The following is a 23,261-nucleotide window of genomic DNA, read 5'->3' as shown; positions in this document are numbered from 1 at the left end:
TTCTTGGGGTTACCCGCGCGCAAACGGCCAACGGTTTGCGGCGCGCAGGATACGGTCGACGATCTGGTTGATGCCCAAGGGCTCCTTGAGCAGAAACAACACCAGCAGGACGCCGAAGGCGATCTGCTGAAGGGGCGCGCGCAGCTGCCCCGCCGCGGCGCTGTCCCCGGCAAGCGCGCCAAAGAGCACCTTGATCACCTCAGGCACCATAACGACGATGATGACACCGAAGACCGGCCCCATCGTGCGCCCCATGCCCCCGATGATCAGCGCCGCCACGAGGTTGAGCGAGAGCGCCAGTTCGAACTGCTCGGGCAGGATACGGGCGTAGAAATAGGCGAAGAGCGCCCCGGCAAGGCCGCAGTAGGCCGCCGAAAGGGCAAAGCTCATCAGCTTGTAGCGCAGAAGCGAGATGCCGAGGATCTCGGCGGAATAGTCCCGGTCGCGGATCGCGATGAAGGCGCGGCCGACGCGGGTGCGGATGAGGTTCTGCGCCGCCAGCAGCGAGACAAGGCCGACGAAGGCGATCAGCCCGAACATCTCGCGCTTGGTATCCAGCTCCCAGCCCAGCAGGTTCGGCACATTGGTGTTGAGCCCCACCATGCCGCCGGTCCAGGGCGCGAAGATCTCCTCCTCGATCAGGAAGATCACGATGAAATTCGCCGCCAGCGTCGCCACGGCGAGGTAGAGCCCCTTCACCCGCAGGCTCGGTAGGCCCACGAGCACGCCCACCGCCGCCGCCAGCGCCACCGCCAAGGGCACCGAGACGAAGGGCATCAGCCCCGCCGGGATCACCCCCGCCCCGAGATTGCCGAAGATCGTCACTGCATAGGCGCCGATGGCAACGAAGGCGCCGTGGCCCAGCGACACCAGACCGGTATAGCCCGTGAGGATGTTGATCCCCACCACGGCGATCAGCAGGATGCCCATCTGGCTCGCGATCAGGATGAGGTAGTCGTTGCCGAACAGGGTGAAAAGCACGAGCGCGAGGATCGACCCATAGACGAAAGCCTGTTTGTAGCGGTTGTTCAGCACCCGCTCGTCGGCGGCATAGCTGGACTTCAGGTTGGCGTTGATCATATCCGCTCAACCTCCTTTTGCCCCATCAGGCCGTGGGGCCGCCAGATCAGCACCACCAGCACGGTGACGTAGGGCACGATCTCGGCCCAGCCGCCGCCCATCTGCCACTGGGTCATCGCCTCCAGCACGCCGACGACCATCGCCGCGATCAGCACGCCCACGTAGCTATCCAGCCCGCCCATCAGCACGATCGCCAGCACCGAGAAGCCAAAGAGCCCGAGGCTCGGCGAAATGCCGTTTCGCGTGGCGAGGATCGCGCCCGCGATGGCCCCGGTGGTGCTGGCCAGCACCCAGGCGCGGGAGAAGACCTTGGGGACCGAGATGCCCATGGAATAGGCGGTGGACTGGTCTTCGGCCGTGGCGCGGATGGCGATGCCGCCCTTGGTGAACTTCACGAAGGCGACGATGCCACCAAACAGCAGCAGCGCCACGGCCATGTTCACCAGATCGGTGCCGAAGAGGAAGATCATCGTGCCGAACAGTTCGAACCGGATCGGCATGTTAGGCGCGATATAGGGCACGCTTGCGGCATCCGCCGTCCAGATCAACTGCGCCGCGCCCGACAGGATCGAGATTAGACCCACCGTCACCATGATCATGGCAAAGATCGACTGCCCCATCAGCGGGCGCATCAGCACCCGCTCGATCACCCGGCCGAGGATCGCGTTGCAGACCAGCGCGCCCGCCAGCCCCAAGAGGATGCGCGGCAGGTTCGCGACCCAGTCAAGCACCGCCGCCACGGGCGAAAACATCGGCAAATCGCCCCGCATCTCGACCATCCAGCCGGGCTGCCACGAGGCCAGCCAGCCGGGCGCCCAAGGCTGCGCGGGAACGATCACGGCGAAGGTGAAATAGAAATAGGCCCCGAACATGATCAGGTAGCCATGGGCGAAATTCACCACCTTGGTGGCCTTATAGACGCTCACGATTCCCACGGCGATCAGCGCGTAGATCGCCCCGGCCATCAGCCCGTTGATCGCGAATTGCACGAACTGCCCCATCAAAGCGCCTCCCTTTCCTTACCCTCGGAATTTTTCAAAAATTCCGGGCCGATTTCTTTCAAAGAAATCGTCATGCCGCGGCTCCCAGATAGGCTTCGATCACCGCCGGGTTGTTGGAGACCTCCTCAGGCGTGCCGCTCGCGATCTGCTGGCCGAAGTTCAGCACGACGATGCGGCTACAGATGTCCATCACCATATGCATGTCGTGTTCCACCAGCAGGATCGTGGTGCCGAATTGCTCCTGCACGTCGAGGATGAAGCGCGCCATGTCGGCGGTCTCCTCGCGGTTCATGCCCGCCACCGGCTCGTCCAACAGCAGCACGCGCGGGCGCATCGCCAATGCGCGGCCCAGTTCGACCCGCTTTTGCAGACCGTAGGGCAGCATGGTGATCGGATATTTGCGGATGTGGTCGATCTCGAGAAAATCGATCACCTGTTCCTCAATCTCACGGCGCAGCTCCAGCTCGGCCTTCTGCGCCGCGCCGAAATAGCGCAGCGCCTGCCAGACACTGGTTTTAAGCCGCGTGTGCCCGCCGAGTTTGATATTGTCGAGCACTGTCATGCCGCGAAACAGCGCGATGTTCTGAAAAGTCCGCGCGAGGCCAAGGCCCGCGCGCTTGTCGGGGCTGAGCGACGTGATGTTCTGACCATCAAAGGAAACGCTGCCCCGGTCGGGCCTGTAAAACCCTGAAATCGCATTGAAAAGTGAGGTTTTGCCCGCGCCGTTGGGGCCGATCACCCCGGTGATCTCTCCGGCCCTGGCTTCGAAATTCACCCCCTGCAGCGCCTTGATGCCGCCAAAGGACAGATGCAAATCCTCAACCCTCAGCAATCGCCCACTCCCATGCGGCGACGGCTGCGGCCCCCCGCAAGGGGCGCGTGACATCCGATCATCGACGGATCCTCCCTATGTCCCGACCCCTGCCCCTTTTGGCGGTGCTTGTGGTATCGGCCTGTTGACCCTTTCACCCTATCCGAAGCGCGGCATCTCGCAAGTCTTTCGATAAGACGCGCGGCAAAGCGCCCCCGCGCCGGAGCGGCTCGGAAGGTGCAATGCCATGGAAGGGAAGGGAAAAACCCGGGGCTGTGACGCTACGTCAGGTCAGCTGTGCGATCAGGGTTTTCAGCGCTTTGCGGCTGTGATCCTCTAGGGGCGCCATGCGCGACCGCCAGAGCGTTGCTTGCGATTGCAGGATCAAACCGTCGCTGAGGATCTTAAGGTGATTGGCGCGCAGGGTCTCGCCGCTGGAAGTGATATCGGCGATGGCCTCGGCGGTCTCGTTCAGCACCGTGCCCTCGGTCGCGCCTTGGCTGTCGACCAGCGCGTAATCGGCCACGCCGTGGGTGCGCAGGAACTCCCGCACCAGCCGGTGATACTTGGTGGCGATGCGCAGGCGGAAGCCATGTTCGGCGCGGAAGGCGGCGGCGGCGGCGTCGAGATCATCCAGCGTATCGACATCGACCCAAGCCTGCGGCACCGCGATGATCAGGTCGGCATGGCCAAAGTTCAATTCCTCCAGCGGCTCGACCAGTTGATCCCAAAGCGCCAGTTTTTCCTGCACCAGATCGGTGCCGGTGACGCCCAAATGGATCCGCCCTGCCGAGAGTTCGCGCGGGATTTCACCCGCCGAAAGCAGCACGAGCGAGACATCCTCGATCCCCTCGACCTTGCCCGCATATTCGCGGTCGGACCCGGTGCGTTGCAGGCTGACGCCACGCGCGCCGAACCATTCAAAGGTCTTCTCCATCAGCCGCCCCTTGGACGGCACACCCAGTTTTAGCGTCATTGCCCGGCCTCCAGTTCCAGCATCAGGCCGGGGCGCATCACACCGCCCACCGCCGGGATTTCATCGCCCTGCCCCAGTCGCCGGGTCAGCGCGTCATAGCGCCCGCCGGTGGCGATGCTGGGCAAATCGGGCCGTGAGGCCGCGCGGAAAGCAAAGACGAAACCGTCGTAATATTCCATCGATGACCGGCCATGGCTGGCCTCAAAGAGCAGCGCGTCGGTGTCGATCCCGCGGGCGCGCATCGCATCGGCGCGGGCCGCGACACGGGCCACAGCATCGCCGATGGCGGGCATGTCCACGGCCAGATCGCGCAGGCGGCTCAGCGCGTTCGGCAGGGTTTCCTTGACCTCCAACAGCGCCTCGAAAAGGTCGACCTGCTGCGCGGAGATCGGCGGCGTCTGCGCATCCTCGCGCAGGGCCGCGACGCGGGCTTCGATCTCGGCCCGTGAGCGCAGCCCCACCATCGGCGCGTCGCATGTCACCTCGGCCTCGGCCAGCAGCGCCTTGCGCCCGGCAGGCACCGGGCTGCGCCCAGCATAGCGGTCGAGCAGCGCGCGAAAGCGGCGGGGGCGCCAGATGTGCCGCATCAACGCCTGTTTGCGCGCAGGCGATGTGCCCAAGCCCTGCACCGCCGCCATCAACACGCCGATGTCGCCGGTCACCGGGCGCACCGGCAGCCCCTGCATCGCCTCGGCAATCAGGGCGAAAACCTCGGCATCCGCCGCCGCCGGATCGGCGCGGTCGAAGACCTCAAAACCGACCTGAATGTATTCGTTGGCGCGGTTCGGGTCGTGCTCCTGACGGCGGAAAACCTCGCCTGAATAGGTATAGCGCGCGGGCTCGGCCCCATGGGCCATATGCATCTGCACCACGGGCACGGTGAAATCGGGGCGCAGCATCTGCTCCCCGCGCAGCGCGTCCGAGGTGACATAGGCCCGGGCGCGGATATCCTCGCCATAGAGGTCCAGCAGCGTGTCGGCCGGTTGCAAGATCGGCGGTTCGACCAGAACGGCGCCCTGCCCCTCGAAGATCGCGCGCAGGGAGGCCGCGCGCGCCAGTGTTTCGGAACGTGTGGGCATCAGCTTGTCCGATCCAGAATATCGCGGACTGCTTTGATCAGATCAGCGCGGGGCACTTCATATTGGTTGGGGCGCTCTTTCCACTCATCATGGCTCGCCTCTTGCGCCAGTTGCGCGCCCAGCACCATGTCCTTGATCTGCACCACGCCGCGGTCTTTCTCGTCACCGCCTTCGATGACCACAACCGGGCTTTGCCGCTTGTCGGCGTATTTCATCTGGTTGCCGAAGTTCTTAGGATTGCCGAGGTAGACCTCCGCCCGGATGCCCGCCTGCCGCAGCTCGGCCACCATGGCCTGATAATCAGCCATGCGGTCGCGGTCCATCACGGTGACGACGACGGGGCCTGTCGCTTCGGCCTCAAGCCGCCCTTTGGCGGCCAGCGCGGCGAGAAGACGGTCGACACCGATGGAGACGCCGGTTGCTGGCACCTCCTGCCCGGTGAAACGCTTCACCAGATCGTCATAGCGCCCGCCGCCCGCGACCGAGCCGAAGTTGCGCGCGCGGCCCTTCTCGTCTTTGATCTCGAACGTCAGTTCGGCCTCGAAGACCGGGCCGGTGTAATAGCCAAGGCCGCGCACGACCGAGGGGTCGACGACAATTCGATCGGAATGATAGCCCTGAGCATTTAAGAGATCAGCAATCTCTCCAAGCTCGTTGGCTCCTTCCAACCCCACTGCAGAACCCTCGACAATCTCTCGTAGGTAAGAAATTGTTAGCTTATTTCTTAATTCACTCGGCGCAACACCCTCGTTAATACTGTTCATAGCAACTTCTTGAGCATGATCGCGGAACTTGCGTAAGAACGGTCGCCCTTCTGCATCATTGTCCGTCATATCGTAGGAACCCAAAAGGCGGATGCGACTTTCGATTGTTTCATTTGCCCCGACAAATCTCATCACTGTGTCGACTTGCGCCTCGCCCAGCCCCGCACCTTTGGTGAAATCGCCACTGTCGTCCTTGCGGCCCTCACCCAGCAGCGCGCGCACACCGTCGGGCCCCAGCCGGTCGAGCTTGTCGATGGCGCGCAGCACGATGCCGCGCTCGGCTTCCTTGTCGTCGCCCGCAAGCCCGGCCACTTCGAGCACGCCGTTCAGCACCTTGCGGTTGTTCACCCGCACCACATAGTCGCCGCGCGCGATGCCCACTTCCTCAAGGCAGTCGGCCAGCATGGCGCAGATCTCTGCATCCGCCGCCACCGAGGGCGCGCCGACGGTATCGGCGTCGCATTGGTAGAACTGCCGGAACCGCCCCGGCCCGGGCTTCTCGTTGCGCCAGACCGGGCCCATGGCGTAGCGCCGGTAGGGCATCGGCAGGTCGTTGCGATGCTGGGAATAGACCCGCGCCAAGGGGGCGGTCAGGTCATAGCGCAGCGCGAGCCAGTCCCCGGGTTTGTCGCCTTCGGCATCCTCCTGCCAGGCGAACACCCCCTCGTTCGGGCGGTCAACGTCGGGAAGGAACTTGCCAAGCGCCTCGACCGTCTCCACGCCCGAGCTTTCCAGCGCGTCGAAACCATAGCGGTGATAGACGGCGGCGATCTTGTTCAGCATCTCGGCCCGATGGGTCACCTCGGTCCCGAAATAATCGCGGAACCCTTTCGGGGTTTGCGCCTTGGGACGGGGGGTTTTCTTGGGCTTTGCCATGGCAAGGATCCTCGGTGCATCAATTGGCCTCGCGTCTAGCCCAAGCCCCCCGCAAGAGCAAGTAACGCGGCATCCCGCCCCTGTCCCGCGCCGCCGGTCCGTGCTAGATCGCGCAAAAAGGATGCGCGCCATGACCGACCAAAGCCCTGATCACACCGCAGACCAAACAGCCGATCATATCAGCCGCCTCGAAGAGCAGATCGCCCATCTGACCCGCGCGGTCGACGATATGTCAGAGATCGTCACCCGTCAGGAGGCCGAGATCGTCACCCTGAACCGCCGCGTCCATATGCTGATGCAGCGCGAAGGAGAGCGGGACGCCTCGGGCGGCGGCGCGGTGCTTTTGGGCGATGAGCGCCCCCCGCATTACTGAGCGGCAGCGCCGCGCACCCGTCAATTGGCTGATTTCATTGCCACGGCGGCGACGGCCCCGTCATGCACCAGCACTTCGGACCAGCGCGCGGTCTGGCCCAAACGCTCATAGGCGCTGACGAAAAAGGTGGTCTTGTCGAGTTTGCCGATCTGCCGCCCGCAGGGTTTCCCGCGCCCCGCACCGCAGACACGGGCCTTGATCGCCTCATAGGCCGCGTCGGTCTCGGCTGTGGGCAGGTTCTCTCCCCCCGGGCCGTAGTGCAGTTGCTCATAGACCGTGGGCGAGCCGAACAGCACATTGGCCGCCGTCAACTGACGCGCGCAATCATCCGCAAAGCCGGTGATGTAGAAACTGCGCGCCCCGGCGCTGCCGGGCTGCGAATCGAACAACCGATAGCCCCGCGCCGCGGGTTCCTCGACCAGTTGCCCCAATTCGCTTAGGTCCAGATCGCAGACACGGGCCACCTCGCCAAACGGCAGGACGTTGCCGAATGAAACCTCGGAGATCTGCGGGTTCGGCGCCGTGGGGGCCATGGCGCAGGCGGAGAGCAACGTCCCCATAATCAAAAGGCCGATGCGTCGTTTCATGCTCTGCTCCCCGTTGCTTGGCAGGCAGGTAGCGCAGCCACCCGCCGCCGTCCACTGGATGCGGCAGCGCGGGAGGCCGCCGAGGCGGCGCGGAGGTCAGATTTCCTCAACCTCCATCACCCCGTCGAGCGAGCGGATCGCGCCCTTGATCTGCGGTGTCACCGGAAATTCGCGCCCCAGATCGACTTCGACCTCACCGGGCAGGCTTGGGTCCATCAGGCAGAATTGCACCGGCCCCTTGCCTGCCGCCTTCACTGCCTGACGCGCGCCGTCGAGCACATCGGCCACCGATTGAATGGCCCCCGGCCCGTCGATAAAAACGCGCAACCCCATGCTGCCCGCATCCGCCACCGCCGCGTCGATCGGGCCGATGCCGCGTGCCAAAAGCTTAAGCTGGTCGCTTTCCATCGTGGCCTCCACGGTGACGACGACCTTGGAGCCGACCTCCAGATGATCACGCGAAGCCTCCAGCACGTCCGAGAAAATCGTCACCTCGTAGCCGCCCGTGGGGTCGGAAAGTTGCGCAAAGGCAAAGCGGTTGCCCCGCGCCGACTTGCGCTCCTGACGGCCCGCCACGACGCCCGCGAGCCGCGCGTTCATCGCGCCGCGGGTCGAGACCTTTTCATTGAGCTCATCAAGCGTGAGGAAAGGCAGACCGGTCTCCCGCGCCCATTTGCGTTTCAGGGGCGGCATGTAATCGTCCAGCGGGTGGCCCGAGAGGTAGAAGCCCACGGCCTTGAACTCCTCGGCCAGACGCTCCGCCGACTGCCAGTCGTCGCAGGGCAGCATCCGCGGCTCGGGCAGGTCGTCGCCCGCCTCCCCAAACAGCGAGACCTGGTTGGAGGCCTTCTGCTCGTGGATCGCCGCCGAATAATTCACCAGCCCGTCGAGCGACTGGAACACCCGCCGCCGGTTGCTGTCGAGCTGATCGAACGCGCCCGAGCGCACCAGCATCTCCAGCGGGCGCTTGCCCACGCGCTTGAGGTCCACGCGCCGCGCGAGGTCAAAGAGCGTGGCGAAGGGCTTGTCGACACCATCCACCTTGCGCCCCTCGGTCACCAGCCGCATCGCCTCCAGCCCGACGTTCTTCAACGCGCCCAGCGCATAGACAAGCGCGCCGTCGACCACTTTGAAAGTGGCATCAGAGCGGTTCACGCAGGGCGGCACCCAAGGCAGTTCGAGATGTTTGCGCACCTCCTCGAAATAGATCGCCAGCTTGTCGGTAAGGTGAATATCGCAGTTCATCACCCCGGCCATGAACTCGACGGGGTGGTTCGCCTTCAGCCATGCGGTCTGGTAGCTGACCACCGCATAGGCCGCGGCGTGCGACTTGTTGAAACCGTAGTTGGCGAATTTCTCCAGAAGGTCGAAGACCTCCGCCGCCTTCTTCTTGTCGACGCCATTGGCCATCGCGCCCTTTTCGAACTTAGGGCGTTCCTTGGCCATTTCCTCGGCGATCTTCTTACCCATCGCACGGCGCAACAGGTCAGCACCGCCGAGCGAATAGCCCGCCATGACCTGCGCGATCTGCATCACCTGTTCCTGATAAACGATGATGCCTTGGGTCTCTTCAAGGATGTAGTCGATGCTGGGGTGCACCGATTCCAACTCGCGCTTGCCGTTCTTGACCTCGCAATAGACCGGGATGTTCTCCATCGGGCCGGGACGGTAGAGCGCCACAAGGGCGACGATATCCTCGATACAGGTGGGCTTCATGCGCTTGAGCGCATCCATCATGCCGCTGGATTCCACCTGGAAGACGGCGACGGTCTTGGCGCTGGAATAAAGGTCGTAGGTCGCCTTGTCGTCGAGCGGGATGGTGGCCACGTCGTCGACATGGCCCTCGGGCGGCTCGTAGATCTGTCGTCCGTCCGCGGCGATATGCAGATGCCGCCCGCCCGCCTTAATTTGATCGAGCGCGTTCTGGATCACGGTCAGGGTCTTCAGACCCAGAAAGTCGAACTTCACCAGCCCGGCCTGTTCGACCCATTTCATATTGAACTGCGTCGCCGGCATGTCCGAGCGCGGGTCCTGATAAAGCGGCACCAGATGATCCAGCGGTCGGTCGCCGATCACCACGCCCGCGGCGTGGGTTGAGGCGTTGCGCAAAAGCCCCTCAACCTGCTGGCCGTAAGTCAGCAGCCGGTCGACGACCTCCTCGTTCTTTGCCTCCTCGCGCAGTCGTGGCTCGTCCACCAGCGCCTTCTCGATGGAGACGGGTTTCACCCCCTCCACCGGGATCATCTTCGAGAGGCGATCCACCTGCCCATAGGGCATCTGCAACACCCGCCCAATGTCGCGCACCGCCGCCTTCGACAAAAGCGCACCGAAGGTGATGATCTGCCCCACCTTGTCGCGGCCGTATTTCTCTTGCACGTAGCGGATCACCTCCTCGCGGCGGTCCATGCAGAAGTCGATGTCGAAGTCGGGCATGGAGACCCGCTCGGGGTTGAGGAAGCGTTCGAACAGCAGCGAATAGCGCAATGGATCGAGGTCGGTGATGGTCAGCGCATAGGCCACCAGCGAGCCCGCACCGGAGCCCCGCCCCGGGCCAACCGGGATGTCGTTGTCCTTGGCCCATTGGATGAAGTCGGCAACGATCAGGAAGTAGCCTGGGAACCCCATCCCCTCGATAATGCCCAGTTCGAAATCGAGCCGTTTTTGGTATTCTTCCACGCTCACCGCGTGGGGGATCACCGCCAGACGGGCCTGCAGGCCTTCATTGGCCATGCGGCGCAGCTCGGCGACCTCGTCATCGGCGAACTTGGGCAGGATCGGGTCGCGGCGGTAGGCCATAAAGGCGCAGCGCTTGGCGATCTCGACGGTATTGCTCAGCGCCTCGGGCAGGTCGGCAAAGAGCGTCGCCATCTCGGCCTGGGACTTGAAGTAATGCTGCGCGGTCAAACGGCGGCGCGGCTGGCTCTGGTCGACATAGGCGCCTTCGGCGATGCAGATCAGCGCGTCATGCGCCTCATACATGTCGGGCTTGGGGAAATAGACGTCGTTGGTCGCCACCAGCGGGATGTCCATGGCATAGGCCATCTCGACAAAGCCGCGCTCGGTCAGCCGCTCGGCCTCGGGCTGGCCGCCGTCTTCCGGGTGACGCTGCAGCTCGACATAGAGCCGGTCGCCGAAAGCCTTGTGCAGCCGCGCCATCAGCGCTTCCGCCGCCGGGCGCTGGCCACCCTGCAAAAGCATCCCCACCGGCCCCGAAGGGCCGCCGGTGAGGCAGATGAGATCGGCGCTCAGCGCCTCGAGTTCCGCCAGCGTGACCTCCGCCGCCGCCCCGCCCTTGTCGAGGTAGAGGCAGGAATTGAGCTTCATCAGGTTCTCGTAGCCCAATTCACTCTGCGCCAGCAGCACCACCGGCGCGGGCGGGCGCGGCTTCTCGCCCGGTTGGACCTCGACATAGGCGACATCGACCTGACAGCCGATGATCGGCTGCACGCCCGCCCCCGCCATGGCGACCGAGAACTCGAGCGCGGCGAACATGTTGTTGGTATCGGTCAGCGCCAGCGCGGGCATTTCCGCGTCACGGCACATGCCGGGCAGCTTTTTCAGCCGCAGCGCGCCTTCCAGCAGGGAATACTCGGAATGGCTGCGCAGGTGAATGAATCGGGGAGCATCTGACATGGGCGCAAACTATGCTAGCCGCCTGCCCGGCACCAGCGTCGGATGCGGCGGTGCTGCATTTTTCGCCCAAGGTATTTTTTCTTGCCAAAACGCCCCCCGCCCCGCTAGCCTGACCTCTACCTCGCCCGCGCCCGGTTCTACGCCGCATCGAACCCCGCGCATGTTAACGGGCCACTTTGTACCGCGGCGGATGAGAACCAATGGACATCACTTTTCTTCTCAATGGAGAAGTCGTGTCACTCTCCAACGTGTCCCCGACCACCACCCTGCTTGACTGGCTGCGCGAAGAGCGCGGCCTGACGGGGACGAAAGAGGGCTGTAACGAGGGCGATTGCGGGGCCTGTTCGGTCATGATCAGCGATGAGAGCGGGCACCGCGCGCTCAATGGCTGTATCCTGTTCCTGCCCCAGATCAACGGCAAGGCCGTCACCACAGTCGAAGGCATGGCGGGCGCCGACGGCAGCCTGCACCCGGTGCAGGAGACCATGGTCGAACATCACGGCAGCCAGTGCGGTTTCTGCACCCCGGGCTTCGTCGTCTCGATGGCCACAGCGCATCTCAACGGCGCGCGCGACCACGACGTGCAGCTTGCCGGCAACCTCTGCCGCTGCACCGGCTACGCGCCGATCATCCGCGCCGCCGAAGCCGCGGCGGACAAGCCCGTGCCGGAGCATCTGCTGGGCCTCAAATCGAAGCTCGCGCAGGACATCCCCGCCCCCGCCAAGGCCGAGGGCGCGCCCCATGTGCAGCCCGAGAGCAGCGATGAGCTGGCCGCGTGGTACCTCGACCACCCCGACGCGACGCTGATCGCCGGGGCGACGGACGTGGGGCTCTGGGTCACCAAGGGCTTCCGCGATCTGGGCGCCGTGGCCTTCCTCAACCGTTGCGCCGATCTGCGCGGCATTACCGAGGATGAGACCGGTCTGCGCATCGGGGCGATGACAACCCTGACCGAGGTGGAGGCAAAGCTTTCCCCGCTGTTCCCCAGCTTGGGCGTGATGCTGCGGCGCTACGGCTCGACGCAGGTGCGCAACGCGGCGACGCTGGGCGGCAATATCGCCAACGGCTCGCCCATCGGCGACGGCCCGCCCGCGCTCATTGCGCTTGGTGCCACCCTTCACCTGCGCCGTGGCGATGCGCGGCGCGAACTGCCGCTGGAGGACTTCTTCCTCGACTACGGCAAGCAGGACCGCGCGCCGGGCGAATTTGTCGAAGCCATCACCGTGCCGCGCCAGCACGACACGCTGCGCTGCTACAAGCTGTCGAAGCGTTTCGATCAGGACATCTCGGCGGTTTGCGGCTGCATCTCGATCACCGGCAATGGCTCTGAAATCCTCACCGCCCGCGTCGCTTTCGGCGGCATGGCCGCCACCCCCAAACGCGCCGCTGTGGCTGAGGCGGCGCTCGTCGGCGAACCGTGGAGCGAAGACACCATCCGCAAGGCGATGGAGGCGATGACGCAGGACTTCACCCCGCTGTCGGACATGCGCGCCTCGGCCGCCTACCGGATGCAGGCGGCGCAGAACATGCTGCTGCGCTATTTCCACGACGCCAATGGCACCCCCACCAACCTAGCGGAGGTCTCGGCATGAGCGTTGCAAAGCCCCTTCCCCATGACGCCGCGAAGCTGCATGTCACCGGTGCCGCACGCTATGTCGACGACATCCCCACCCCGCGCGGCACGCTGCATCTAGCCTTTGGCCTCAGCCCCGTCGCGGCGGGCGAGTTGACCGGGCTCGACCTCTCCGCCGTGCGCGAGGCTCCCGGCGTCGTCGGGGTGCTGACCGCCGATGACCTCGCGCATGATTGCGACACCTCGCCCTCGAACCATGACGAGCCGCTTCTGGCGACCGATCAGGTGCATTACGCGGGCCAGCCGCTCTATCTGGTGGTGGCCACCAGCCACCTCGCCGCGCGCCGTGCGGCGCAACTGGGCAAGCCGCAGATCACCCCGCGCGACCCGATCCTGACGGTGGAACAGGCGCTCGACGCCAACAGCCGTTTCGAGGATGGCCCGCGCATCTACCAGAAGGGCGATGCCGAGGCCGCGCTGTCAAAAGCCAGCCGTCGCCTCGCCGGCCAGATCGAGATGGGCGGGCAGGAGCATTTCTACCTCGAGGGTCAGGCCGCCATGGCGTTGCCGCAGGACAACGGCGACATGCTGGTGCATTCCTCGACCCAGCACCCGACCGAGATTCAGCATAAAGTCGCCCATGCCATTGGCCGCCCCATGCATGCCGTCCGGGTCGAAACCCGACGCATGGGCGGCGGTTTCGGCGGCAAGGAAAGCCAGGGCAACGCGCTGGCCATCGCCTGTTCCGTGGCCGCATCGCTGACCGGCAAGCCCTGCAAGATGCGCTATGACCGCGACGACGACATGATCATCACCGGCAAACGGCATGATTTCCGCATCAGCTACGATGTCGGCTTCGACGAGGCGGGCCGGATCACCGCGCTGGACGTCACGCATTACACCCGCTGCGGCTGGTCGATGGACCTGTCGCTGCCCGTGGCCGACCGCGCCATGCTGCATGCCGACAACGCCTATCACTTGCGCGACATCCGCATCACCTCGCACCGGCTGCGGACCAATACCGCCAGCGCCACGGCGTTTCGCGGCTTCGGCGGCCCGCAGGGGATCGTGGGTATCGAACGGGTGATGGACCATATCGCGCATGAGCTGGGGCTCGACCCGCTCGCCGTTCGCCGGGCGAATTACTACAGCGACAACGCCCACCGCCCGACCGAGGTGGAGAACACCGGCACCGCGATCGACAACCGCACCCCGCCGGATGCGGAGGCCGATCTATCGTCACGCGGTGCGCCTCCTGCGCCGACGGGCAAACCCGCAATCCCGGCCACGCCATCCGATGCGCAGACCACTCCCTACCAGCAGCCGGTCACCGATTGCATCATCAATGCCGTGACCGACCGTCTGGTCGAGAACTGCGACTACGACGCGCGCCGCGCCGCCATTGCCAAGTGGAACGCGAAAAGCCCGCTGATGAAACGCGGCATTGCCATCACGCCGGTGAAATTCGGCATCTCCTTCACGCTCACTCACCTCAATCAGGCGGGCGCGCTGGTGCATGTCTACCAAGACGGCTCGATCCACCTGAACCACGGCGGCACCGAGATGGGCCAAGGGCTGTTCCAGAAGGTCGCGCAGGTCGCGGCCTCGCGCTTTGGCGTTTCGCCGCAAGTGGTCAAGATCACCGCCACCGACACTGCCAAGGTGCCCAATACCTCGGCCACAGCGGCCTCCTCGGGCTCGGACCTCAACGGCATGGCCGCGCAAAACGCCTGCGACACGATCCGCGACCGCATGGCCGCGCATCTGGCGGAACGCTATCAGACCACGCCGGATCAGGTGCGGTTCACCGACGGCATGGTGCAGATCGGGGGCGAAGAGATCACCTTTGCCGCCGCCGCCGCTTCGGCCTATGAAAACCGCGTCAGCCTTTCGGCCACGGGATTCTACAAAACGCCCGACATCGAATGGGACCGCATCGCCGGACACGGGCGGCCGTTCTACTATTTCGCCTATGGCGCGGCCTGCACCGAGGTGGTGATCGACACGCTGACCGGCGAAAACCGCATCCTGCGCACCGATATCCTGCATGACGCCGGTGCCTCGCTGAACCCCGCGCTCGACATCGGCCAGATTGAGGGCGGATACGTTCAAGGCGCAGGCTGGCTCACGACAGAGGAACTCGTCTGGGACGAGACCGGCACCCTGCGCACCCATGCGCCGTCGACCTATAAAATCCCCGCCTGTTCGGACCGCCCGCCAGTCTTCAACGTGGCGCTCTGGGACCAGCCGAACCCGGCGCAAACGGTCTACCGCTCCAAGGCCGTGGGCGAGCCGCCCTTCATGCTGGGCATCTCGGCCTTCATGGCGCTGTCGGATGCGGTGGCGGCCTGCGGCCCGCATTACGGCGACCTGCAAGCCCCGGCCACCGCCGAGGCCGTGCTCGCCGCCGTTGGACGGGCGCGGAAATGACCGCGATCTTCGTCGAGGTCACCGCCACGCGCGGCTCGGCCCCGCGGGATGCGGGCACGGCGATGAAGGTCACGCCCGATGCAATCGCGGGCACCATCGGCGGCGGCGCGCTGGAGCATCAGGCCATCGCGCACGCCCGCCAGATGCTGGCCGAGGGCCGAACCGAAGACAGCCAGACCCTGCCGCTCGGCCCCGGTCTGGGCCAATGCTGCGGCGGCGCGGTAAGCCTGCGTTACACCACGACGCCGCGCCCGCTGGACGCGGCCACCCCCCTGCCCCTGCCGGATGTACACAGCGACGTGCCGCTCTGGCTCTGGGGCGCGGGGCATGTGGGCCGGGCGGTGGTGGCCGCCTGCCCGCCCCGGGCCTTCGATCTGACATGGATCGACAGCGCCCGCGACCGTTTCCCCGACCAGATCCCGCCCCATGTCACCGTCACCCCCGCCGCCGACATGCCGCGGTTGGCCGCCCATGCGCCGCGCGAGGCGCATCACCTGATCTTCACCTATTCCCATGACATCGACCTCGCACTCTGTGCCGCGCTGCTCAATCGCGGCGCCGCGAGCGTCGGGCTGATCGGCTCTGACACAAAAAAGTCACGGTTTTCCCGCCGCTTGCGTGACATGGGGTTGGATCCCTCTGGCATCACCTGTCCAATTGGCGATAAATCGCTGGGCAAGCTGCCTGCGCAAATTGCCCATGGCGCGCTGATCGCCCTCATCGCCCGGACCCAGACAAAGGTTTCCGCATGACTGATTCACTTCTCGACCTCACCGGGTTGACCAAGGCCTACCCCGGCGTCGTCGCGAACGATGACGTGTCCCTACGGATCGCTCCGGGCGAGGTTCACGCCCTGCTGGGCGAGAACGGCGCGGGCAAATCCACTTTGGTTAAAATGATCTACGGGCTGGTCAAACCAGACGCGGGCCAGATGCTAATGCGGGGCGAGAGCTTTGCCCCCACCGACCCGCACGCCGCACGGCAGGCGGGCGTGGGCATGGTGTTTCAACATTTCTCGCTTTTCGATGCGCTCAGCGTGGCGGAAAACATCGCGCTTGGCATGGAAAACCCGCCGCGGATGCGCGAGCTTAGCCAACAGATTCGCGATGTGTCGGACACCTACGGCCTGCCGCTTGCGCCGGACCGCACCGTCGGTGACCTTTCAGCGGGGGAACGTCAGCGGGTTGAGATCATCCGCTGCCTGCTGCAGGAGCCGAAGCTGCTGATCATGGACGAGCCGACCTCGGTCCTGACACCGCAAGAGGTTGAAATCCTGTTCAAAACCCTGCGCAAACTCAGCGCTGAGGGCACCGCGATCCTCTATATCTCACACAAGCTCGAAGAAATCCGCAGCCTGTGCGACAGCGCCACGATCCTGCGCTTGGGCAAGGTCGTCGGCCATTGCACCCCGCGGGAGACATCGGCCCGGGACATGGCCGAGATGATGGTGGGCTCCGCGCTGAAAACGCCCACCCGCGACAGCAAGGAACCGGGCGAAGTGGCGCTGACGCTGAACAACCTCTCGGCCCGGTCGGCCCATGCTTTCGGCATGCCGCTGCGCGATATTTCCGTCGAGGTGCGGCGCGGGGAGGTGCTGGGCATCGGCGGCGTTGCGGGCAACGGGCAGGACGAATTGCTCAACGCGCTGTCGGGCGAAACACTGGTCGGCGCGGGCATGATCACCTTTGACGGGCGCGACATTGGGCTGCTCGGCCCCACCGCCCGCCGCGCGCTTGGCGTCTTGACCGCCCCCGAGGAGCGGCTGGGCCATGCCGCCGTGCCGGACATGTCGCTGACGGAAAACGCCATGCTGACCGGTGCGGCGCGTAAGGGGCTAGAGCGCGGCGGCATGCTCGACTGGGGCAAGGCGCGCAGCTTTGCCGAGAAGATCATCAAGACCTTCGACGTGCGCACCCCCGGCCCGGCCAATGCCGCGCGCTCGCTCTCAGGCGGCAACCTGCAGAAATTCGTCATCGGGCGCGAGGTGCTGCAACGGCCCGAGCTGCTGGTGGTGAACCAGCCCACATGGGGGGTCGATGCCTCGGCCGCCGCCGCGATCCGGCAGGCGCTGCTCGATCTCGCCTCGGGCGGGACCGCGGTGGTCGTCATCAGCCAAGACCTTGATGAGTTGATGGAGATTTCCGACAATTTCGCCGCCCTGAACGAAGGCCGCCTGTCGCCGTCCCGCCCCGCGCAGGGGCTCACGGTCGAAGAGATCGGCCTGATGATGGGCGGGGCACATGGTATGGAGGTCGCGCATGTCTAAGCCGAACCTCGCATCTTTCACTCTGACCATTGGGGGTGATCTGTGATCCGCCTTGAAAAGCGTCCGCAGCCCAGCCGGGCCCTCTCGCTGTCGACACCGATCATGGCGGTGCTGGCCACTTTCATCTTCGGCGGGCTTTTGTTCGCGGCCTTGGGCAAAGACCCGATCGAGGCGCTGCAAACGATCTTTTGGCAGCCCCTGTTTGGCGATTACGCCTTTTACTACCGCCCGCAACTGCTGATCAAAGGCGCGCCCTTGGTGCTGATCGCCATCGGCCTCAGCCTTGGGTTCAAAGCGGGCATCTGGAACATCGGGGCCGAGGGGCAGTATATCATGGGCGCCCTCTTTGGCGCGGGCGTTGGGCTGGCTTTCTACCCGCTTGAGGCCTGGTATATCTTCCCGCTGATGGTCCTCGCCGGGGCGCTCGGCGGATGGCTCTGGGCGATGATCCCGGCCCTTCTCAAGGTGCGGTTTGGCACCAATGAAATCCTCGTCTCGCTGATGCTGGTCTATGTGGCGGAACAATTCCTTGCGTCCATGTCATTGGGATTGCTGAAAAACCCCGAAGGCTACGGCTTTCCCGGCTCGCGCAACCTGCAACAATACGCTTCTGCCCATAACGCCGAACTCTTCGCAGGCTCTGGGATGCACTGGGGCGTGGTCGCAGCACTGATCGCGGTGATCTTTGCCTATGTCCTGCTCGCACGGCACCGTCTTGGCTTTGCCATCCGCGTCACCGGAGAGGCCCCCCGCGCGGCGCGCTTTTCCGGCGTGAACCCGGCGCGGCTGGTGCTGTTTTGCCTCGGCACCTCTGGTCTGCTTGCCGGTCTTGCGGGCATGTTCGAGGTCGCTGGCCCCTCAGGGCAGGTCACCATCGACTTCAACGTGGGCTATGGTTTCACCGCCATCATCGTGGCCTTCCTTGGCCGGTTGCACCCGATTGGCATCCTGCTCGCCGGGGCGCTGATGGCGCTCACCTACATCGGCGGGGACATCGCGCAGTCCAACCTTGGCCTGCCCGCCGCCGCCATTCAGGTGTTCCAAGGCATGCTCTTGTTCTTCCTGCTCGCGCTGGACGTTTTCACTCATTACCGGCTGCGCTTTGGCGCGGCGGAGGCTGCCTGATGGATCTTTCCGCAATCAACCCGCTTTTGTTCGTCGCCGGTTTCCTCGTGGCCGCGACGCCGCTGATCTTCGCCGCCATCGGCGAATTGGTGGTCGAGAAATCGGGCGTTCTGAACCTCGGCGTCGAAGGCATGATGATCACCGGCGCGATCTGCGGCTTTGCCACGGCGGTAGAGACCGGATCGCCGCTTTTGGGCTTCGCCGCCGCCGCCGCGGGCGGTGCCGTGCTCAGCCTGCTCTTCGCCTTCCTGACCCAAGTGGCGCTGGCCAATCAGGTGGCCTCGGGCCTGTCGCTCACGCTCTTCGGTCTCGGCCTCTCGGCCCTGATCGGGCAGAGCTACGTCGGGATCAAACCGCCACGTTTGGGTGACATCGACTTCGGCCCGCTGGCCGATATTCCCGTGATCGGGCCGATCCTCTTCACCCATGACATCATCCTCTACCTCGGCATCGCGCTGGTCGCTGGTGTCTGGGCGGTGCTAAAGTTCACCCGCGCGGGCCTGATCTTGCGCGCCGTGGGCGAAAGCCACGACGCGGCCCATGCGCTCGGCTACAAGGTCAAGCGCATCCGCACCGCCGCGATCCTCTTCGGCGGGGCCTGTGCAGGCTTGGGCGGCGCCTACATCAGCCTCATTCGCGTGCCGCAATGGACCGAAGGCATGACCGCCGGCATCGGCTGGATCGCCCTTGCCCTTGTCGTCTTCGCCTCCTGGAAGCCATGGCGCGCGCTTTTGGGTGCCTATCTTTTCGGCGGCATCACCCAGTTGCAGTTGAACTTGCAAGGCGCGGGCGTTGCCATTCCGGTAGAGTATCTGGCAATGTCGCCGTATATCATCACCATCATCGTTCTGGTGGTGCTGTCGGCGGACAAAAGCGCCGCGCCGGCCTCGCTGGGCCGTACTTTCCACGCCTCGAACTAGGGGCATCACGTCACGCGGCATCGCCCGCACATCAAGCCCCGGCAAAGGGGCACGCAAACAGGGGAAACCTCATGAAACTAACCACCCTTATGACCAGCGCGGCCCTTGCGCTCGGCCTTGCTTCGGGCGCTGTGGCCCAAGACAAGACCAAGGTCGGCTTTGTCTTTGTCGGCCCCGTGGGCGACGGCGGCTGGACCTATGAGCATAACGAAGGCCGTTTGGCCGTCGAAGAAGAGTTCGGCGACAAGGTCGAAACCGTCTTCGTCGAAAGCGTCGCCGAGGGCCCCGATTCCGAACGTGTGATGACGCAGATGGCGCTCGACGGTGCCGATCTGATCTTCACCACCTCCTTTGGCTACATGGACCCCACCATCAACGTGGCCAAGAAATTCCCCGATGTGAAATTCGAGCACGCCACCGGCTACAAACGCGCCGACAACGTCTCGACCTATTCCGCGCGTTTCTACGAAGGCCGCGCCATTCAGGGCCACATCGCGGGCTCGATGACCGAGAGCAATATCATCGGCTACATCGGCTCCTTCCCGATCCCGGAAGTGATCCGCGGCATCAACTCTGCCTATATCCACGCCAAGAAGGTAAACCCCGACGTTCAGTTCAAAATCGTCTGGGCCTACACGTGGTTTGACCCGGCCAAGGAAGCCGACGCTGCCAAGGTGCTGATCGAACAGGGCGCCGACGTGGTGCTGCAACACACCGATTCCACCGCGCCGCAGGCCGCGGCACAGGAAGCGGGCAACGTGATCACCTTTGGCCAAGCCTCCGACATGGCGCAATATGCACCCAAGCCGCGCGTGTCCTCGATCATCGACAACTGGGCGCCCTATTACATCGACCGCGTCAAAGCGGTGATGGACGGCACATGGGAAAGCCAAGACACATGGGACGGCATCGGGCCGGGCATGGTCGGCATTGGTGAGATCACCGACGCCGTGCCCGCAGATGTGAAAGCCGAAGCGCTGGAATTGAAAGAGAAAATTGCATCGGGCGAGTACCACCCCTTCACCGGTCCGATCAACAAACAGGACGGTTCCGCATGGCTGGCCGAAGGCGAGACCGCAGATGACGGCACGCTTGCGGGCATGAACTTCTATGTCGAAGGCATCGAAGGCACCATTCCTGAGTAAGCCGAACCGGCTGACCGACAACAGGGGCGCACGGGCAACCGCGCGCCCCTTTTTCGTCGCCGCCCCGGTCGGGGCCCCATGCGTGCGGTCCCCAAGCGCGCCGCCGCCTGCCCCTGCGTAAACCCATTGCGCGCGGGCAGCGCACATGCCACCAATCTGGCATGACACAGAAGCTCACCAGCCTTGATGGCACCCCCGCCAGCCGCCTCGCCTTCGGCACCATGCAGTTCGGCGGGCGCGCCGATGCGGCAGCCTCCCGCGCGATGTTCGACGCCTGTATCGAGGCCGGGATCACCCATTTCGACACGGCCCATGTCTATACCGACGGGGCGTCAGAGCGGCTGTTGGGCCAGTTCGTCCAGGACCGCCGCGAAAGCCTGATCGTCGCCACCAAAGCCGCCTATACCGGCGGCGCGAGCCGGGCCAATATCCTCGCCTCTGCCGAGACATCCCGCCAGCGGATGCAGCTTGATACGCTTGATGTGCTCTACCTCCACCGCTTCGATCCCGACACCCCGCTGACCGAAAGCTTCGCCGCGCTGGCCGACCTGCAACAACAGGGCCATATCCGCCAAGTGGGCCTATCGAACTTCGCCGCATGGCAGGTCGTCAAAGCCGCCCATATCGCCGCCGACTTCGGGCTTGAGATCGCGGTGATCCAACCGATGTACAACCTCGTCAAACGTCAGGCCGAGGTCGAGATCCTGCCGATGGCCCATGACCTCGACATATTGGTCGCCCCCTACTCCCCCCTGGGTGGCGGGCTGTTGACCGGGAAATACGCCAAGGGCGGCACTGGCCGCCTGAGCGAGGATGACCGCTATGCCGCCCGCTACGGGCAAGAGGGGATGCACGGCGCCGCTGCCGGTCTTGCCGCCCTTGCACGTGATCTGGGCACCCATCCCGCAACCCTCGCCGTGGCCTGGGCAGCGGCCCATCCCACGAAGCCGACGCCGATCATCTCGGCCCGCTCCTTGGCCCAACTAGAGCCGTCGCTCGCCGCGCTGACCTACCTGATGACGCCGCAGACCTACGCCGCCATCTCGGCCCTGTCGCCGACACCGCCCCCGGCCACCGACCGGCTGGAAGAGCAGGCATGAGCCGCCTGCCCTCCAACGCCAGCGTCGCCGAAGACGCAGGCGGCGACCGCCTCTTCGCCCCTGCCGCCGCGCGCAATCTCGACGCGCTTTGCGACCTGCTAGCCACCCACGCCCCGCCCCGGGGCCGTGCGCTGGAAATCGCCAGCGGCACCGGCCAACATGTCGTGGGCTTCGCCAAATGCCTGCCGGGCCTTAGATGGCAACCCAGCGACATCGACACCGCCCGCCGCGCCAGCATCAACGCATATGCAGCCGAGGCCGCTTTGCCCAATATCGCCCCCGCCCTGCCGCTCGACGCGACCGCGCCCGGCTGGGCGGGCGACCACGGCTCCTTCGACCTGATCATGCTGGCCAATCTGCTGCATCTGATCTCGTCCTTCGCCACCCGGTGCCTGATCGATGAAGCCGCCGCAGCCCTCGCCCCCGGCGGCACGCTGATCCTCTACGGCCCGTTCAAACGCGACGGCCAAACCACCTCCCCCGGCGATACCCGCTTTGACGCCCAACTGCGCGCCGCCGACCCCGCGATCGGCTATAAAGACAATACCGAGATGGCCCGCTGGCTCAGCGATGCAGCCCTCAGCCCGATCGACGAAGTGGACATGCCCGCCAACAATCTCGCCTTCATCGCCAGAAAGCCCAGCCCATGATCCTCCGCCGCGCCCTGATCCTGACGCTCCTCGCCCTCACCGCCTGCGGCTCCCCCGGAAGCCCGCCCCCGGCCCCGCCCGGCGTGCTCTTCCCCGCCGCCTTCGGCGACAGCGACCAGGTGAGCTTTAAAGGCCGCACCCCCGCCGCCTACCCCGTGCACGGCATCGACGTGGCCCGTTTCCAAAATGATATCGACTGGAACACCGCCCGCCGCGCGGGGGTGAACTTCGCCTTCATCAAAGCCACCGAAGGCGGCGACCTCAAAGACATCAACTTCGACAGCCACTGGCAAGGCGCGGGCCAAGCCGCCGTGAAACGCGGCGCCTATCATTTCTACTATTTCTGCACCCCGCCCGAAGATCAGGCCCGCTGGTTCATCCGCAACGTGCCCAAGACAGGCGGCACGCTGCCCCCGGTGCTCGACATGGAATGGAACCCCTTCTCCCCCACCTGCGCCCATGTCCGCCCGCCCGCCGCAGACGTCCGCGATCAAATGCGCCGCTGGCTGCGCGTGGTCGAAGCCCATTACGGCCAACGCCCGATCATCTACACCACACCCAAATTCTACCGTGAGAACGACCTTGGCCGCTTCCGGGGATACGACTTCTGGCTGCGCACCACCGCCAAAACCCCAGCCGAAGCCTACCCCGGCCAAACATGGCGCTTCTGGCAATACAGCGCCACGGGCATCGTCCCCGGCATCGGCGGCGACGTGGACCTCAACGCCTTCTCCGGCAGCCGCGCCGACTGGCAAAACTGGGTCGCCACCCGCGCCCTGCCCTAAAACCAACGGGAAGGCGCCCCTCCCCCTCCTTCATCCTTTCTCAAATACCTCTGCGCCACCCTGCCGCAAAAGCGACGTGATCGGTTA

At 65.0% G+C, this 23,261-nt stretch carries 19 protein-coding genes; 11 read left to right on the top strand and 8 right to left on the bottom strand.

Annotated elements, in window-relative coordinates:
- Nucleotides 1–9: 9 nt before the first annotated feature.
- From ACGYLX_RS09080 to hisS, 6 genes are all read right to left on the bottom strand, one after another.
- On the bottom strand, nucleotides 10–1,080 hold the full coding sequence (locus tag ACGYLX_RS09080) for a branched-chain amino acid ABC transporter permease (protein ID WP_394448831.1): 1,071 nt from the start codon (nucleotides 1,078–1,080) through the stop codon (nucleotides 10–12).
- Nucleotides 1,077–2,081, bottom strand: a complete 1,005-nt coding sequence (locus tag ACGYLX_RS09075) for a branched-chain amino acid ABC transporter permease (protein WP_394443591.1) — start codon at nucleotides 2,079–2,081, stop codon at nucleotides 1,077–1,079. Before ACGYLX_RS09075 ends, ACGYLX_RS09080 begins: the two co-directional genes overlap by 4 nt.
- Nucleotides 2,082–2,151: 70 nt before the next feature.
- On the bottom strand, nucleotides 2,152–2,967 hold the full coding sequence (locus ACGYLX_RS09070; protein ID WP_394448827.1) for an ABC transporter ATP-binding protein: 816 nt from the start codon (nucleotides 2,965–2,967) through the stop codon (nucleotides 2,152–2,154).
- A 211-nt stretch (nucleotides 2,968–3,178) separates the two neighbouring features.
- Entirely contained in the window at nucleotides 3,179–3,868 is a 690-nt protein-coding gene (gene hisG / locus ACGYLX_RS09065; RefSeq protein WP_067624598.1) for an ATP phosphoribosyltransferase, read from the bottom strand.
- Nucleotides 3,865–4,947, bottom strand: coding sequence for an ATP phosphoribosyltransferase regulatory subunit (locus ACGYLX_RS09060; protein WP_394414961.1), 1,083 nt, complete (start codon nucleotides 4,945–4,947; stop codon nucleotides 3,865–3,867). Before ACGYLX_RS09060 ends, hisG begins: the two co-directional genes overlap by 4 nt.
- Entirely contained in the window at nucleotides 4,947–6,587 is a 1,641-nt protein-coding gene (gene hisS, locus ACGYLX_RS09055) for a histidine--tRNA ligase (protein ID WP_394448824.1), read from the bottom strand. The genes ACGYLX_RS09060 and hisS overlap by 1 nt, the downstream gene beginning before the upstream one ends.
- A 178-nt stretch (nucleotides 6,588–6,765) precedes the next feature.
- Here hisS and ACGYLX_RS09050 point away from each other — a divergent pair, with 178 nt between their 5' ends.
- Nucleotides 6,766–6,960: a SlyX family protein gene (locus tag ACGYLX_RS09050; RefSeq protein WP_082851915.1), complete on the top strand. Its 195-nt coding sequence runs from the start codon at nucleotides 6,766–6,768 to the stop codon at nucleotides 6,958–6,960.
- A gap of 20 nt (nucleotides 6,961–6,980) precedes the next feature.
- Here the strand turns inward: ACGYLX_RS09050 and ACGYLX_RS09045 are convergent, their stop codons facing one another.
- Both ACGYLX_RS09045 and dnaE read right to left on the bottom strand, forming a co-directional pair.
- On the bottom strand, nucleotides 6,981–7,547 hold the full coding sequence (locus tag ACGYLX_RS09045) for a hypothetical protein (RefSeq protein ID WP_394448821.1): 567 nt from the start codon (nucleotides 7,545–7,547) through the stop codon (nucleotides 6,981–6,983).
- Nucleotides 7,548–7,643: 96 nt separating this feature from the next.
- Nucleotides 7,644–11,180, bottom strand: coding sequence for a DNA polymerase III subunit alpha (dnaE, locus tag ACGYLX_RS09040; protein WP_394448818.1), 3,537 nt, complete (start codon nucleotides 11,178–11,180; stop codon nucleotides 7,644–7,646).
- A gap of 200 nt (nucleotides 11,181–11,380) precedes the next feature.
- On the opposite strand from dnaE, the gene xdhA reads away from it, so the two are divergent.
- The 10 genes from xdhA (at nucleotide 11,381) to ACGYLX_RS08990 (ending at nucleotide 23,174) form a co-directional block, all read left to right on the top strand.
- On the top strand, nucleotides 11,381–12,772 hold the full coding sequence (gene xdhA / locus ACGYLX_RS09035) for a xanthine dehydrogenase small subunit (RefSeq protein ID WP_394448815.1): 1,392 nt from the start codon (nucleotides 11,381–11,383) through the stop codon (nucleotides 12,770–12,772).
- Entirely contained in the window at nucleotides 12,769–15,183 is a 2,415-nt protein-coding gene (gene xdhB, locus ACGYLX_RS09030; protein WP_394448812.1) for a xanthine dehydrogenase molybdopterin binding subunit, read from the top strand. The genes xdhA and xdhB overlap by 4 nt, the downstream gene beginning before the upstream one ends.
- Nucleotides 15,180–15,935, top strand: a complete 756-nt coding sequence (gene xdhC / locus ACGYLX_RS09025; protein WP_394448809.1) for a xanthine dehydrogenase accessory protein XdhC — start codon at nucleotides 15,180–15,182, stop codon at nucleotides 15,933–15,935. Before xdhB ends, xdhC begins: the two co-directional genes overlap by 4 nt.
- Nucleotides 15,932–17,449 carry an ABC transporter ATP-binding protein gene (locus ACGYLX_RS09020; protein WP_394448806.1) on the top strand — a complete coding sequence of 506 codons (1,518 nt, stop codon included), beginning with the start codon at nucleotides 15,932–15,934 and terminating at the stop codon, nucleotides 17,447–17,449. The genes xdhC and ACGYLX_RS09020 overlap by 4 nt, the downstream gene beginning before the upstream one ends.
- A gap of 42 nt (nucleotides 17,450–17,491) precedes the next feature.
- The gene (locus ACGYLX_RS09015; protein ID WP_209217190.1) at nucleotides 17,492–18,574 is read left to right on the top strand and encodes an ABC transporter permease; all 1,083 of its coding nucleotides are present in this window, start codon (nucleotides 17,492–17,494) and stop codon (nucleotides 18,572–18,574) included.
- Nucleotides 18,574–19,494: an ABC transporter permease gene (locus ACGYLX_RS09010; protein WP_067935773.1), complete on the top strand. Its 921-nt coding sequence runs from the start codon at nucleotides 18,574–18,576 to the stop codon at nucleotides 19,492–19,494. The genes ACGYLX_RS09015 and ACGYLX_RS09010 overlap by 1 nt, the downstream gene beginning before the upstream one ends.
- Before the next feature lie 71 nt (nucleotides 19,495–19,565).
- A complete protein-coding gene (locus ACGYLX_RS09005) occupies nucleotides 19,566–20,639 on the top strand; it encodes a BMP family ABC transporter substrate-binding protein (protein ID WP_271689091.1) in 1,074 nt (357 codons plus the stop codon).
- A gap of 161 nt (nucleotides 20,640–20,800) precedes the next feature.
- Complete coding sequence (locus ACGYLX_RS09000; protein ID WP_394448803.1) at nucleotides 20,801–21,739, top strand: aldo/keto reductase; 939 nt, start codon at nucleotides 20,801–20,803, stop codon at nucleotides 21,737–21,739.
- Complete coding sequence (locus tag ACGYLX_RS08995) at nucleotides 21,736–22,389, top strand: DUF938 domain-containing protein (protein ID WP_394414931.1); 654 nt, start codon at nucleotides 21,736–21,738, stop codon at nucleotides 22,387–22,389. Before ACGYLX_RS09000 ends, ACGYLX_RS08995 begins: the two co-directional genes overlap by 4 nt.
- Complete coding sequence (locus tag ACGYLX_RS08990) at nucleotides 22,386–23,174, top strand: GH25 family lysozyme (protein WP_394448799.1); 789 nt, start codon at nucleotides 22,386–22,388, stop codon at nucleotides 23,172–23,174. The genes ACGYLX_RS08995 and ACGYLX_RS08990 overlap by 4 nt, the downstream gene beginning before the upstream one ends.
- The last annotated feature ends 87 nt before the right edge of the window (nucleotides 23,175–23,261 follow it).

Origin of the sequence: Sulfitobacter sp. 1A13496, from assembly GCF_043557225.1 — a bacterium.
GTDB classification, from domain to species: domain Bacteria; phylum Pseudomonadota; class Alphaproteobacteria; order Rhodobacterales; family Rhodobacteraceae; genus Sulfitobacter; species Sulfitobacter faviae.
This window is presented reverse-complemented; position numbering and strand designations above follow the sequence as displayed.